Genomic DNA, 12761 nt, shown 5'->3' with positions numbered 1-12761 from the left:
TACCACAGATTCGCGGCTCCGCCGATACCGATGAGACCGTCAATCGTCTCTACCGGCATAGCAGGTTCCTGGCGCGACCCGACACCCAGTTGGTCGCTGGAGATATCTGCCTTCTGACAACCGCAAAATTGGACTCTAGGTCCAAGTCGCGACGCTAACCCGCCGCGCCGCTTCCCCAAGGACCATGGAAAGCGCCCTGCCCATCGATGCGCTCGAAGCCGTGCGCGCCGAAGAAATCGCGCTGCGCCTGGATCAGGTTCGAGGTGCCCCGGCCCTGCCGGTAACTGTCGAAATAGGCAAGTGCAGATGACAGGGCCGGCACCGGCGAGCCGGCTTCGGCCGCCCTTGCGACGACACGGCGAAGCGACGGATGTGCCTCCTGCATCAATGAGACGAAAGCCGGCGCCATCAACAGGTTGGTGGCTGCACCGCCGGCGCCGAAGGCCTCCGCCATCGTATCCAGCAATTGCGAGCGGATAATGCAGCCGGCCCGCCAGATCTTGGCGATGACCGGCATCGGCAGGTTCCAGTTGAATTCCTTCGACGCGCCGCTCATCACCGCGAAGCCTTGCGCGTAGGCGGCGATCTTGCCAGCAAACAGAGCCAGCTCGAGATCGGCGAGCAGGGCGTCCCTGTCTCCGGAAATCTTGCTCACGCCGCCGGCATAGACCTTTTCGGCGGCAAGCCGCTCGTCCTTGATCGACGACAGTACGCGTGCCGCCACAGCCGCCTCGATCGCGGTGGCCGGGATGCCGAGCTGCTGCGCCTCGATCACCGACCATTTGCCGGTGCCTTTCTGGCCGGCGCGGTCGAGGATGATGTCGACCACCGGTTTGCCGGTCTTGGGATCGTCGGCGGCCAGCACCTTGGCGGTGATCTCGATCAGGTACGAATTGAGCCTGCCCGTGTTCCACTGGGAAAACACCTCAGCGATCTCTTTCGGCCCCATGCCGAGCCCGTCGCGCAAGATGCCGTAGATCTCGGCGATCATCTGCATGTCGGCATATTCGATGCCGTTGTGGATGGTCTTGACGAAATGGCCGGCGCCGTCGGTGCCAAGCCACGCCGCGCAAGGCTCGCCCTTGAACTTGGCCGAGATCGCGGTCAGCACCTTTTCGACGCGCTTCCAGGACTCTTCGGTGCCGCCGACCATGATAGAGGGACCGTGGCGTGCGCCCTCCTCGCCGCCGGACACGCCCATGCCGATGAAGGTCAGGCCCGAATCGGTAAGTTCGGAGAAGCGCCGCATCGTATCGCGGAAATTGGCATTGCCGGCGTCGATGACGATATCGTTGGCCGACAGCACACCGCGCAATGCCGCGATCTGCTCGTCGACCGGCTTGCCGGCCAGCACCATGATGATGATCGGCCGCGGCGGCCGGATCGCGGCGGCCAGTTCTTCGAGGCTGTAGCAGGGCACCACCCTATCCCGAAGCGCGCCGGCATTTTCGACAAAGGCATCGGTGCGCGCCGCGGTGCGATTGAAGACGGCGATGCGGTGCCCCTTCTCGGCGATATTGAGCGCCAGGTTGGAGCCCATCGTGCCAAGGCCGATCAGGCCTATTTCGGCTTTTTCCATCGTTTCTTCCCTGCTTTCGGATCTTGTTGGTTTGAGCCCGCGATTGGGTTGGACGCCCATTCTTGATGGCGATGATTGACGGGGGTTCGCGGCCGCGTCAACCGCCTCGCCGAATTGTGTTGCGCGGACCAGCGCCGTCTTCACGGCCTGATGTCGATCGGCGCCTCTATCTTCACCATCTCGAAATCCGAGACCAGGATGTCGAGCCGCGCCGTCCACCGGCCGGCGACCGGGATGACGAGATCGTCGACGCGCCAGGTACCGTCGCCGGGCTTCGTCGCCGGGCGCTTGATGGGTTCGATGCCGGAATCGGGCTTTGACAGCACCAGCGTTACCTGCTTGGCGTCGAGCGGGCCGAAATCGCCGGTCATGATGAAGATCGAAGCGGCAACAGCTCCGGCATGGCCGGGCGCAATGCTGAGGTCGGCCATCGCTTGCAGCGTGTGGATATGCACCGACGCCGGCTGTGCCGCGGCGATCGCCAGCGCGCGCGGCGGCGGCGTGAAGCGCCAGCCGGCGGCAACGCCGAAGATCGCCAGCACGATCAGCAGCTCGATGGCGATCGAGCGGGCCAGCCGCCGCTGGACTTCTGTTTCGCCCGCCTCAGCCGGGGCCGTAAGCTTGAAGCGATTGACGGCGGCGAGTGTGAACAGAAAGACGAGCAGCACCAGCTTGAGCAGCAGCAGCCGGCCGTAAGCGGTATGGACCAGCACCGACGTCGTTTGCACCTGGATGACGGTGAGCACGATGCCGGCTGCCGCAAGCACCGCCACGACGAACAGGATCGCTCGTGAAAACCGGCGCAGCAACGGCCCGGCTTTGTCCGGCTGCCGTTTCAAGGCAAGACCGAGCGGCGCCAGCGCCCCGGCCCAGACGGCGATACCAGTGGCGTGCAGAAACACCATCGGCCGGGTCAGCCATTGCGGCTCGGCGGCACTGGCATGCCCGCTGGCGGCAAGTGCTGCGCCAACGCCAACCAGTCCGGCCAAGGCCAGCGGCTTTGCGTCGGCGGGCGGCACGACCAGCGATAGCAGGCCAAGGCCGAGCGCCATCAGCGCGATCAGCACCGTCCAGCCGAAGCTGGTGCCAAGCCCGGTCTGCCAGATGACCGGCTGCGCCAGCCGGGCAAGCGGCGCGCCGAGTGCATCCAGCCCCTGGAAACCGAGCGACAAGAGTGCGGCGGCCAGCCCGCACAGGATCGCGGCGACGATCATGTTCTGGCCGGATCGGCCGCCTTGCGCCAGCCAGGCCTGCGCAAAGGCACCGCCGACGCCGAAAAACAGGCCGATGTATAGAAAAACCTTGCCGATCCAGATCGCCGTTCGAAGCGCCCGGTCGACAGCTTCGGAGGCGGCCGGCGCAGCACTCGGCGCACCGACCGAGAACAGCACCGAGCCGCCGACCGGATGCCCGTCGGCGGAGATTACCCGCCAGCTCAGCACATGCGTGCCCGACGTCAGCGCCTGCGGATTGTCAATCTCGACGGTCTGGCCGCTGAGCCGGAAAGAGCTCAGCGGGATCGACGTCCCGTCGGGCCGCACCAGCGTCAGCACCAGCGGCGAAACCGGCTCGCTGAAGGTCAGCGACATCTGCGACGGGCTCTGCGCCAGCACCGCACCGTCAGCCGGCTCGGCCTTGATCAGCGCCGCATGGGCGAAGGCTGCGTTTGGCGCGGCAATGGTGGCAAGCAGCACAATCGCAGCCAGCAGGCCTATGGCAAGCCGGCCGGTTGTGCAGGCCGTTCGCAGGATCGATGCCGCGCTCATGTCACCGCCACAAAGACAGCGGCGCGCTCTTTCGGATAGAGCGCGCCGCGTAAGGATCACTTCTTCGGCAGCAGCTTGAGGCCGGGCGCCGGAAATTCCAGCGCGTCCTCAGCCTGCCCGGCCGCCGGAATCTCGATCCAGCGATCGGCAACCCCGTCACATTCCTGCACCACCGGGAAATGCAGCGTCTGGCCTGCCGGCAGGTCGGACGCCAGCGTCGCGCGAAAGACGAATTCGTCGTAGAACTCGTCCGGCAGGCTGCCGGCGCTCCAGTCGATCTCCTTGACGCCGCTGGTCACTGCCTGGCCGTAGAGCTGGTAGGACTTTTCGTATTTGCCGTTCTTGACCTGCAGTGTCCAACCCGGCTTCGGCATCGGTTTGACCGAGAGCACCCCTTCCGGGATCTGCACGCGCAGCGCGGTCGTCGCCTTGCCCTCGCAGCCATGCGGCACCCGAAGAACCGCCTTGTAGGTCGAGCCCACCGCCGCCTCCGGCGTTTCGAGCGTGATGTGGGCAAAGGCCGCGCTGGTCCCGAGGGCAAGAAGCACGCAGCCGGGCAAAAGAGATTTCTTCATGATGCTACCTCTCGAAGCGGCCAAGTCAGTCGTCGTCCTGGGGCGCCGCGCTGCCGATGCCTTGCACGGCGAATTCAATCTGCACGGGCCCGGCTTTCTCGAAGGTCAGCGTGGCGGAGAACGTTTCGCCCTCCTTGGGCTGCCGCTTCAAATCCATGAACATCAAATGATAGCCGTTAGGCGCCAGCGCGACCTTGCCGCCAGCCGGGATTTCGAGGCCGCCGGTGACCGGCCGCATGGTCATGACGCCATTGCTGACGCCCATCTCGTGCAGTTCGGCCTTGGCCGAAATGTCGGAGGTGATCGACAGCAGGCGATCCGGCGCACTGCCGGTGTTGGTGATGGTGAAGTAGCCGCCGGCCACCTTGGCGCCGGCTGGCGTGGCGCGCGACCAGGGGTGCCCGATCTCGAGATCGCCAAGCTTGAACTCGTGTGCCAACACCGTCTGGGCGCTGGCGAACAGGAGGGCAAGAACGCAAAGGGCGATGCCGAGACGCTGCTCGAAACTACCCAGTGCGAAGCGCCTGCGGCTGGATGCGGCAGCGCGAAAAGAGTGAGACATGATTGCTCCGTGGACTTTAAGGGGGATCGCGCCGATTGCCGGTCGCGAACGATGTCGATAAACGCGCCGGCAAAGCGCTGCGCGGCGCGAACCAGAACGGATCAGGCCGTCGCCGGTGGTGCACGCGGATTGGACGGAGTGCGGGCGCGGGCGAAATCGCGATGCCGGAAGGCCGGCAGGAAAAAGGCGATGGTTTCGATGGAAAGGCTGCGAGCCAGGCTCCCGGCTGCATCCAGCGGCGCGTAGACCGCCGAAACGAGATTGCAGCCAAGCATGCAGCAAGCCGGCATGTGCTGCTGATGCGGATCGCCGGCGGGGAGTTGCGCCGCACCGTCATGGGTGCAGATCGTGTTGCCGAAAGCATCGAATTGCGAGGCGTTCGGCGCGACGCCGGAAGCAAACGCGCCGAATATCGACTGGAGCATGAAAAGCCACGCCGCGGCGAACGCGACCGGCATGCTCCATCGTCTCCGGCGTATGGTCAAGAACCAGCCTCTTCACGCAGCAACGTCAGCTCTCTAGCACGGAGCCGGCGGCCGGAAAATCGCCAAAACGTTGCTGCGGCAACGCAACACAATCACGCGCGTTGCGGCTGCCTGCCCTCGGGAATGGACGTCAGCAGCGTGTGGCGGGCCGATTTCAGGTGCTTGCGGCAGGCGGCGTCGACCTTGGCGAGATCGCGCGATTTGAGCGCGGCGATATAGGCGAGATGCTCCTGGACCGCGACTTCGTTGCGCTCGCGCTCCTGCGCCTTGTTCCACTGGTAGTGGTAGTGGAAGATCATGGCGATGACGTCGTAGAAATCGACGATGAAGCGGTTGTGCGACGCCCGATGGATCAGCCGGTGAAAGCGCTCGTCAAGCTCGGAGAATTCGTTGAAGCGCACGGCGATCTCGCGCTCCAGCCGGTGATGCTCGTCTTCCAGGCGGTCGAGGTCGGTCCACACCGGGCTGTCCTCGGGCAGAGCGGCAAAGGCTGCGGCCGAGCGCAGTTCGAACATCTCGCGGATTTCGGTCAACTCCAGCGCGAAGGCGCGGGTAAAGCCTTTCAGCACCCAGTGGCTGTTGCGGCGCTTCTCGATCAGCCCGAAGCGCGAGAAGCGGATCAGGAATTCGCGCACGCTGGTGGTGCCGACGCCGATCTCACGCGCCAGTTCGAGCTCGTTGATCTGCATGCCGGCTTCGGCACCGCTGGCAAGCAGCCGCCGCATGAAGGAGCGCTCGATGATCTCGGCCAGCGTGTCGGTTTCTTCCTCGGGGAAGAAATCGTCCGGTCGCGGTTCGCGCAGGACCGTCTTGCTGCGCTTGTTCCAGTCGATCAGCCCGGTTTCTTCCATGCGCGCAAGGATAGTGCGGACCGTCGTGCGGCTGACGCCGAGCAGCGTACCCAGCTCCGGCTCCGAAGGCAGGCTCCTGGTTTCGTCGAGCAGCCTCAGACCGCGATTATAGGCGTCCTTGTAAACGTTGTTGCTCTTCGACATCCCCTGCCCCGTGGCGCATCTGCGTTTGCGGCCAGTGTGAAGCGTTTCTCGCGCATGAAACCGGTACCTTTTCGGAAAACATCATGCGCAACGCTAGTTTTGGTTGTAGAGCCTACTTCTCGCATCCAAAAGACGCGTCGCGCTCTGGCGAAAAAACAATTGACGCAAAAATGTTTTTTCACGATAAAAGACATTATATGTTAAGAGCCGCGTGTCAATCCGCTCGCGCACCCAGGAACACACCCAGGAAGCTCCCGTGAACGCCGCAAACAGCATTCTTCTGTCTCCCGCCGACAATGTCGCGGTCGCCAATGGCCGCATCGAGATCGGCACCGTGCTGCCGGGCGGCGCCGTCGCCGCCGCAGTGATCGAGCCGGGCCACAAAGTGGCGATCAAGCCGATTGCGGCCGGCGAGGCCGTGGTCAAATACGCCCAGGCGATCGGCCGCGCCACGCAAGACATCGCGCCCGGCGAGCATGTCCATTCGCACAATCTGGTCTTCGAAAGCGGGCGTTTGCCGGTGGTGCCGCCGAGCGAGGCAGTGCATGCGACTGAGGCCGACCGCGCCCGCACCTTCATGGGCTACCGCCGCGCCGACGGCCGCGCCGGCACGCGCAACTTCATCGGCATTCTCGCCAGCGTCAATTGCTCGGCCACCGTCTGCCACGCCATCGCTGACGCGGCGAACCGCACGCTTCTGCCGCAATATCCCGGCATCGACGGCTTCGTCCCGATCGTCCACGGCCAGGGCTGCGGCATGAGCGCCACCGGCGACGGCATGATGGTGCTGCATCGCACGCTGGCCGGCTACGCCCGTCATCCGAATTTTGGTGGTGTGCTGATGGTCGGGCTCGGCTGCGAGGTCAACCAGCTCACCCTCTACGGCCAGAAGGGCGTTGCCGCGGGAAAACGTCATTTCAACATCCAGGAAGCCGGCGGCTCGCGCAAATCGGTCGAGAAGGCGTTGGTCGTGCTGGCCGAGATCGCCGAGGAGGTCGGCAAGCTTCAGCGTGAGCCGATCCCGGTCAGCGAGATCGTCGTCGGCCTGCAATGCGGCGGCTCCGACGGTATGTCCGGCATTACCGCCAATCCGGCGCTGGGTGCCGCGGTCGACATTTTGGCCGGCGTCGGCGGTGTCGGCATCCTCTCCGAGACGACGGAGATCTACGGCGCCGAGCACCTGCTCGCCTATCGCGCCGCCACCCCCGAGATCGCCGCCAAGCTCGACGGTTACGTGAAATGGTGGGAAGACCATGTCGCCAAACATGGCGCTTCCATCGACAACAACCCCTCGCCGGGCAACAAGCGCGGCGGCCTGACCACCATCCTGGAAAAGTCGCTCGGCGCGGTCGCCAAGGGCGGCCAGACGCCGCTCAACGGCGTCTTCGGCTATGCCGAAAAGGTCATCGGGCACGGGCTGGTGTTCATGGACACGCCCGGCTACGACCCGGTCTCGGCCACCGGCCAGGTGGCGGGCGGCGCCAACGTCATCGTCTTCACCACAGGCCGCGGCTCCTGCTTCGGCTGCCGGCCGACGCCGTCGATTAAGGTCGCCAGCAACTCGACCATGTATCACACGATGGAAGAGGACATGGACGTGAATTGCGGCGTCATCGCCTCGGGCGAAAAGACCATCGCCGGCATGGGCCGCGAGATCTTCGAACTGATCGTCGAGACGGCTTCGGGCCGCAAGACCAAGAGCGAAGAGTTCGGCTACGGCGACAACGAGTTCGTGCCTTGGCATCTCGGAGCGACGCTCTAAGCCGGACATGCGCAATAGTCGCGAACACCGGACGTGATCGCCAGGCGTCACAGTTCCAACGCTCCCGAAAAAGAATGAACATTCCATATTGACTGGATGATGGAATTAATATTCCATGCGACGTATTGGAGGAGATTGGCAGCGGAGTTCCGAGGGAGCAAGCTTTCCCGCCCAGCCATTCGAGCGGCCATCAAACATCGCTTGCGCCGACCGAGGTGATGCACTATCAAAATGCGGTAAATGTTTTTTATTGATAAAGTTCCGTTTGGGCCGCGCCATCCGAATGGAGCTTCCGTAACATTCACCGGGCGACTTAGGGAGGACTCCTAATGAAATTCGTGACCAGCATTCTCAATCGCCGCGCCTTCGTGGCACTCGCAGCCGCCTCGATGCTTGCCGGCGTGATGCATTCGGCGCCGGCATCCGCGGCCGACGCGACCATTCCGATCATCGTCAAGGACACCACGTCCTTCTACTGGCAGATCGTTCTGGCCGGCGCCCGCAAGGCCGGCAAGGATCTCGGCGTCAACGTGCCGGAGCTCGGCGCCCAGGCCGAGACCGACGTCAACGGCCAGATCTCGATCCTCGAAAATGCCGTCGCCGGCAACCCGGCGGCCGTCGTCATTGCGCCGACCGAAGCCAAGGCGCTCGGCAAGCCGATCGACGAGGCCGCCACCAAGGTCAAGATCATCGGCATCGACTCCGGCGCCGACTCCAAGGCCTTCACCTCGTTCCTGACCACCGACAACATCCAGGGCGGCCGCGTCGCCGCTGACGGCCTTGCCGCAGCCATCGGCGAAGCCAATGGCGGCAAGGTCGAGGGCGACGTCGCCCTGATCACCGCGCTTCCGGGTGCCGGCTCGCTCGAACAGCGCGCCCAGGGTTTCAAGGAACAGCTCGCCGCCAAATATCCCGGCCTCAAGCTGGTCGCCGACAAATACGCCGACGGCCAGGCCACCACCGGCCTCAACATCGCCACCGACCTGATCACCGCCAACCCCAACCTCAAGGGCATCTTCGCCTCCAACCTGATCATGGCGCAGGGCGTCGGTCAGGCGATCGCCGAGAACAGTCTTGCCGGCAAGGTCGGGCTGGTCGGTTTCGACAGCGACGAGAAGCTGATCAAGTTCCTCAATGACGGCGTCATTTCGGCTCTCGTCGTTCAGGATCCGTACCGGATGGGCTATGACGGCATCAAGACGGCGCTCGCCGCCTCGAAGGGCGAGAAGGTCGAGGCCAATGTCGATACCGGCGCCAATTTGGTTACCAAGGCCAACATGAAGGATCCGAAGATCGACGCGCTGCTCAACCCGAAGCTCGACTGAGCATAGCCGCAAGTGAACTGTTTCCGGGGCCTTTCGCCCCGGAAACATCCCACTCGTGCCAATCGCGAGGCCAATCTTTGGGGGCCAATCTGGGAGGATTGTCATGATGTCGACGGCGCAGGAACTCCATCCGGCCCCAACGCTGGAACCGGGCAGGACCATCCTCGAACTCCGCGGGCTGGAAAAGCGCTATCCCGGCACCCATGCGCTGAAGCCGGTCGATCTCGCCTTCAAGGCCGGCGAGATCCACGCCATCGTTGGCGAGAACGGCGCCGGCAAATCCACCCTGATCAAGCTTCTTACCGGCGTCATGCCGCGCACCTCCGGCGACGTCATCTGGGAGGGCAAGCCTGCCGCATTGGCAACGCCGCATGAGGCGATGGCGCTCGGCATCAATGCCGTGCATCAGGAAGTCGTCCTGTGCCGCCATCTCACCGTCGCCGCCAACATGTTCCTCGGCGAAGAGGATTCCCGCTTCGGCATCCTGCAGCAGCGGGCGATGATCAGGCAGGCGCAGAAGATCATCGACGATCTCGGCTTCGACCTGCCGGCGCATGTCATGCTGGGTGACCTGACCATCGGCCAGCAGCAGTTGATCGCCGCCGCCCGCGCCACCGTGCGCGGCACCAAATTCCTGATCTTCGACGAGCCGACCGCCTATCTTACCCGCAAGGAGGCCGACCAGCTGTTCACGCTGATCCGCCGGCTGAAGGGCGAAGGCGTCACCATCATCTACATCAGCCATCGCATGGAAGAAGTGTTCGAGCTCGCCGACCGCGTCTCGGTGCTGCGCGACGGCACGCTGGTCGGCACCAGGAACATTGCCGAGACCAATGACGCCGAGCTGGTCAAGATGATGATCAACCGCTCGATCGAGCAGGTCTACCACAAGGAGCATTTCACCCCCGGCGCGACCATCGTCGAAACCAGGAACCTGTCCGGCAAGGGTTTCGAAAATGTCTCGATGTCCGTCCGTGCCGGCGAGATCGTCGGCCTCTATGGCCTGATCGGCGCCGGGCGCAGCGAGTTCGTCACCACGCTCTATGGCCGGCACCGCAAATCGGCCGGCCAGATCCTGTGGGAGGGCAAGGAGGTCAAGGTCAATTCCGAACATGACGCGATCAGGCTCGGCATGGCGCTGGCCCCGGAAAGCCGCCGCGACCAGGGCCTCTGCCTCAACCTGCCGGTCGGACTCAACCTCAATCTGCCGATCTACAAGCGCATCTCGAGCAATCTGCTGATCTCCCGCGCGCAGGAAAAGGCGCAAGCCGATCGCCAGATCGCCGACCTGCGCATCAAGACGCCGACGCGCGGCGCGCTGGCCTCCAGCCTGTCCGGCGGCAACCAGCAGAAGATCGTCATCGGCAAATGGCTCGCCCACGGCGCCAAGCTATTCATCTTCGATGAGCCGACTGTCGGCGTCGATGTCGGCACCAAGGCCGAGATCTACCGCCTGTTCGGCGCGCTGTTGTCCAAGGGAGCCGGCATCATCCTGATCTCGTCCTACCTGCCCGAGGTCTATGAACTCGCGGACACGCTGCACGTGTTCCGGCGCGGCAAGCTGGTGGCCACGCACGGCTTTCGTACCGCTGACCACGAGGAGATCCTCACCCAGGCGCTGGCCGAGAAACAAGAAAGACCGGGAGGACGGATATGAGCACCGAGGCGATCGCTGCCGAAAGGCCGAAACGCAACTACAACGCCCTGTTCGGGCTGACACTGCTGGCGCTGCTGGTTCTTTTATGGATCATCCTGTCGGTGGCGACGCCGAGCTTCGCCTCCGCCAACAACATCTCCAACCTGTTGCGGCAAGGGTCGATGATCGCCATCCTGGCGGTCGGCCAGACCTTCGTCATCATCACCGGCGGCATCGACCTTTCCGTCGGCGCCGTGGTCGGCTTCGCCACCGTCATCGTCGCGATGCTGATCAACGCCGGCACACCGGTTTTCCTCGCCATCCTGATCACCTTGCTGGTCGGCGTCGCCATCGGCATGTTCCATGGGTTCGGCATCGTCAAGATGGGCCTGCCGCCCTTCATCATCACCCTGGCAACGCTGACCTCGCTGCGCGGCATCGGTCTGTTGATGACCAATGGCAACTCGATCTCGATCAACAACGACGCCTTCCAGACGTTCTCGCGCAGTTCCTTCGCCGGCGTCCCCAATCTGTTCTGGATGGTGATCCTGGTCGGCATCCCAGCCTACATCTTCCTGCACCACAGCCGCTGGGGCCGCTATCTGTTCTCGGTCGGCTCCAACGCCGAGGCGTCGCGCCTGTCAGGCGTCAACGTCCAGCGCACCATCTACATGGCCTACACGCTGTCGGGCCTGTGTGCGGCCTTCGTCGGCGTGCTGCTTGCCTCGCGCATCGGCATCGGCAATCCGACGCAGGCCGAGGGCTGGGAATTGCAGGCGATCGCCTCCTCGGTGATCGGCGGCACCTCGCTGTTCGGCGCTGTCGGCTCCGTGCACGGACCGCTGCTCGGCGCCTTCATCCTTGCCACCATCAACAACGGCGCCAATCTGCTCAACGTCAACGCCTTCTGGCAGCGCATCATCACCGGCGTGCTGATCATCGTCATCGTCTATTTCGACGGGCTGCGCCGCCGCGGCAAATAGACTGCCTCCCAACAACCGCCGGCCTCGCGACAGCAGGGCCGGCGGTGCCATGAACCGACTGGATTGAAGCATGAAAGCCGTCGTCTGCCGCTCGCCCGGCGAACTTGTCCTCGAAGACCGTCCGGCGCCTGGCGCGCCCCCCGCCGGCTGGGCGCTGGTCGCCGTCAGCCATGTCGGCATCTGCGGCACCGACTATCACATCTTCGAAGGCAAGCACCCGTTCCTCGCCTATCCCCGCATCATGGGCCACGAGGTTTCCGGCACCGTGATCGAGGTTAGCGAGGACGTCGATCTCGCCGTCGGCGAAGCGGTGATCGTCAATCCCTATCTCGCCTGCGGCAAATGCATCGCCTGCCGGCAAGGCAAGCCGAATTGCTGCGTCAGGATCGAGGTGCTCGGCGTCCACCGCGACGGCGCCATGTGCGAGCAGATCCTGGTGCCGGCGCAAAATCTTTATCCGGCAAACGGCCTGTCGCTGGCCGATGCCGCCGCCGTCGAATTCCTGGCGATCGGCGCCCATGCCGTGCGGCGCTCGCTCGCTGATCCAGGTGCGCGCACACTGGTCATCGGTGCCGGCCCGATCGGGCTCGGCACGGCGCTGTTCGCCCGCATCGCCGGGCTCGACGTGACGCTGCTCGACATGAGTGCGGAGAGGCTGGGTTTCGCCGAAAGCGAACTCGGCTTCGCGACCCTCGACGGCTCGCGGGGCGCTGCTGCCGACCTGGTGCGGGAAGCAACCGGCGGCGACGGCTTCGACGTGGTTTTCGATGCCACCGGCAACACCCGGTCGGTGCAGTCGGCCTTCGCCCATGTCGCGCACGGCGGGGCGCTGGTCCTGGTTAGCGTCGTCAAGGACGACATCGCCTTTTCCGATCCCGAATTCCACAAGCGCGAGATGATGCTGATCGGCAGCCGCAACGCCCTGCGTGTCGATTTCGACCATGTCGCCGCCTCGATCCGCAACGGCGCGCTGCCGCTGGCAAAGCTGGTCACCCACCGCACCACGCTTGGCGAGACGCCGCACGACCTCGCCCGCTGGGCGCATGAGAAGTCCGGCCTGATCAAGGCCGTCATTCAAGTCGGATGATGCCAG

11 protein-coding genes are annotated in these 12761 nt (G+C 64.3%); 5 read left to right on the top strand and 6 right to left on the bottom strand.

Going from position 1 to position 12761, the window contains the following annotated elements; translation table 11 throughout:
- Window positions 1-154: 154 nt before the first annotated feature.
- From gnd to NKI16_RS05660, 6 genes are all read right to left on the bottom strand, one after another.
- Window positions 155-1579, bottom strand: coding sequence for an NADP-dependent phosphogluconate dehydrogenase (gnd, locus tag NKI16_RS05685; protein ID WP_352620218.1), 1425 nt, complete (start codon window positions 1577-1579; stop codon window positions 155-157).
- Window positions 1580-1719: 140 nt separating this feature from the next.
- Window positions 1720-3345 carry a copper resistance CopC/CopD family protein gene (locus tag NKI16_RS05680; RefSeq protein ID WP_023675214.1) on the bottom strand — a complete coding sequence of 542 codons (1626 nt, stop codon included), beginning with the start codon at window positions 3343-3345 and terminating at the stop codon, window positions 1720-1722.
- Between the two features lie 56 nt (window positions 3346-3401).
- Complete coding sequence (locus NKI16_RS05675; protein ID WP_023675213.1) at window positions 3402-3920, bottom strand: YcnI family copper-binding membrane protein; 519 nt, start codon at window positions 3918-3920, stop codon at window positions 3402-3404.
- Between the two features lie 25 nt (window positions 3921-3945).
- The gene (locus tag NKI16_RS05670; protein ID WP_023675212.1) at window positions 3946-4482 is read right to left on the bottom strand and encodes a copper chaperone PCu(A)C; all 537 of its coding nucleotides are present in this window, start codon (window positions 4480-4482) and stop codon (window positions 3946-3948) included.
- A gap of 101 nt (window positions 4483-4583) precedes the next feature.
- A complete protein-coding gene (locus NKI16_RS05665; protein ID WP_023675211.1) occupies window positions 4584-4940 on the bottom strand; it encodes a DUF2946 family protein in 357 nt (118 codons plus the stop codon).
- A 119-nt stretch (window positions 4941-5059) separates the two neighbouring features.
- Window positions 5060-5962 carry a GntR family transcriptional regulator gene (locus NKI16_RS05660; protein WP_023675210.1) on the bottom strand — a complete coding sequence of 301 codons (903 nt, stop codon included), beginning with the start codon at window positions 5960-5962 and terminating at the stop codon, window positions 5060-5062.
- A 256-nt stretch (window positions 5963-6218) separates the two neighbouring features.
- Between NKI16_RS05660 and NKI16_RS05655 the strand changes: the two genes are divergently transcribed.
- The 5 genes from NKI16_RS05655 to NKI16_RS05635 all read left to right on the top strand — a co-directional run bounded on the left by NKI16_RS05655 (window position 6219) and on the right by NKI16_RS05635 (window position 12755).
- Window positions 6219-7724, top strand: a complete 1506-nt coding sequence (locus tag NKI16_RS05655; RefSeq protein WP_023675209.1) for a UxaA family hydrolase — start codon at window positions 6219-6221, stop codon at window positions 7722-7724.
- A 329-nt stretch (window positions 7725-8053) separates the two neighbouring features.
- On the top strand, window positions 8054-9049 hold the full coding sequence (locus NKI16_RS05650; RefSeq protein WP_023675208.1) for an ABC transporter substrate-binding protein: 996 nt from the start codon (window positions 8054-8056) through the stop codon (window positions 9047-9049).
- A 103-nt stretch (window positions 9050-9152) separates the two neighbouring features.
- Window positions 9153-10706, top strand: coding sequence for a sugar ABC transporter ATP-binding protein (locus NKI16_RS05645; RefSeq protein ID WP_352620216.1), 1554 nt, complete (start codon window positions 9153-9155; stop codon window positions 10704-10706).
- Window positions 10703-11668, top strand: a complete 966-nt coding sequence (locus NKI16_RS05640; protein ID WP_352448376.1) for an ABC transporter permease — start codon at window positions 10703-10705, stop codon at window positions 11666-11668. The genes NKI16_RS05645 and NKI16_RS05640 overlap by 4 nt, the downstream gene beginning before the upstream one ends.
- 70 nt (window positions 11669-11738) lie before the next feature.
- Window positions 11739-12755 carry a zinc-binding alcohol dehydrogenase family protein gene (locus NKI16_RS05635; protein ID WP_352620214.1) on the top strand — a complete coding sequence of 339 codons (1017 nt, stop codon included), beginning with the start codon at window positions 11739-11741 and terminating at the stop codon, window positions 12753-12755.
- Window positions 12756-12761: the final 6 nt, after the last annotated feature.

The sequence above is a fragment of the Mesorhizobium sp. M0698 genome (assembly GCF_040320455.1).
Lineage (GTDB): Bacteria > Pseudomonadota > Alphaproteobacteria > Rhizobiales > Rhizobiaceae > Mesorhizobium.
The sequence above is the reverse complement of the archived record's forward strand: the minus strand, read 5'-3'. Positions and strand labels throughout refer to the sequence as shown.

Coding starts and splice junctions, on each gene's coding strand:
- gnd (WP_352620218.1), bottom strand. CDS start 1,579: ATGGAAAAAGCCGAAATAGGCCTGATCGGCCTTGGCACGATGGGCTCC.
- NKI16_RS05645 (WP_352620216.1), top strand. CDS start 9,153: ATGATGTCGACGGCGCAGGAACTCCATCCGGCCCCAACGCTGGAACCG.
- NKI16_RS05665 (WP_023675211.1), bottom strand. CDS start 4,940: ATGCCGGTCGCGTTCGCCGCGGCGTGGCTTTTCATGCTCCAGTCGATA.
- NKI16_RS05660 (WP_023675210.1), bottom strand. CDS start 5,962: ATGTCGAAGAGCAACAACGTTTACAAGGACGCCTATAATCGCGGTCTG.
- NKI16_RS05675 (WP_023675213.1), bottom strand. CDS start 3,920: ATGAAGAAATCTCTTTTGCCCGGCTGCGTGCTTCTTGCCCTCGGGACC.
- NKI16_RS05640 (WP_352448376.1), top strand. CDS start 10,703: ATGAGCACCGAGGCGATCGCTGCCGAAAGGCCGAAACGCAACTACAAC.
- NKI16_RS05635 (WP_352620214.1), top strand. CDS start 11,739: ATGAAAGCCGTCGTCTGCCGCTCGCCCGGCGAACTTGTCCTCGAAGAC.
- NKI16_RS05650 (WP_023675208.1), top strand. CDS start 8,054: ATGAAATTCGTGACCAGCATTCTCAATCGCCGCGCCTTCGTGGCACTC.
- NKI16_RS05680 (WP_023675214.1), bottom strand. CDS start 3,345: ATGAGCGCGGCATCGATCCTGCGAACGGCCTGCACAACCGGCCGGCTT.
- NKI16_RS05670 (WP_023675212.1), bottom strand. CDS start 4,482: ATGTCTCACTCTTTTCGCGCTGCCGCATCCAGCCGCAGGCGCTTCGCA.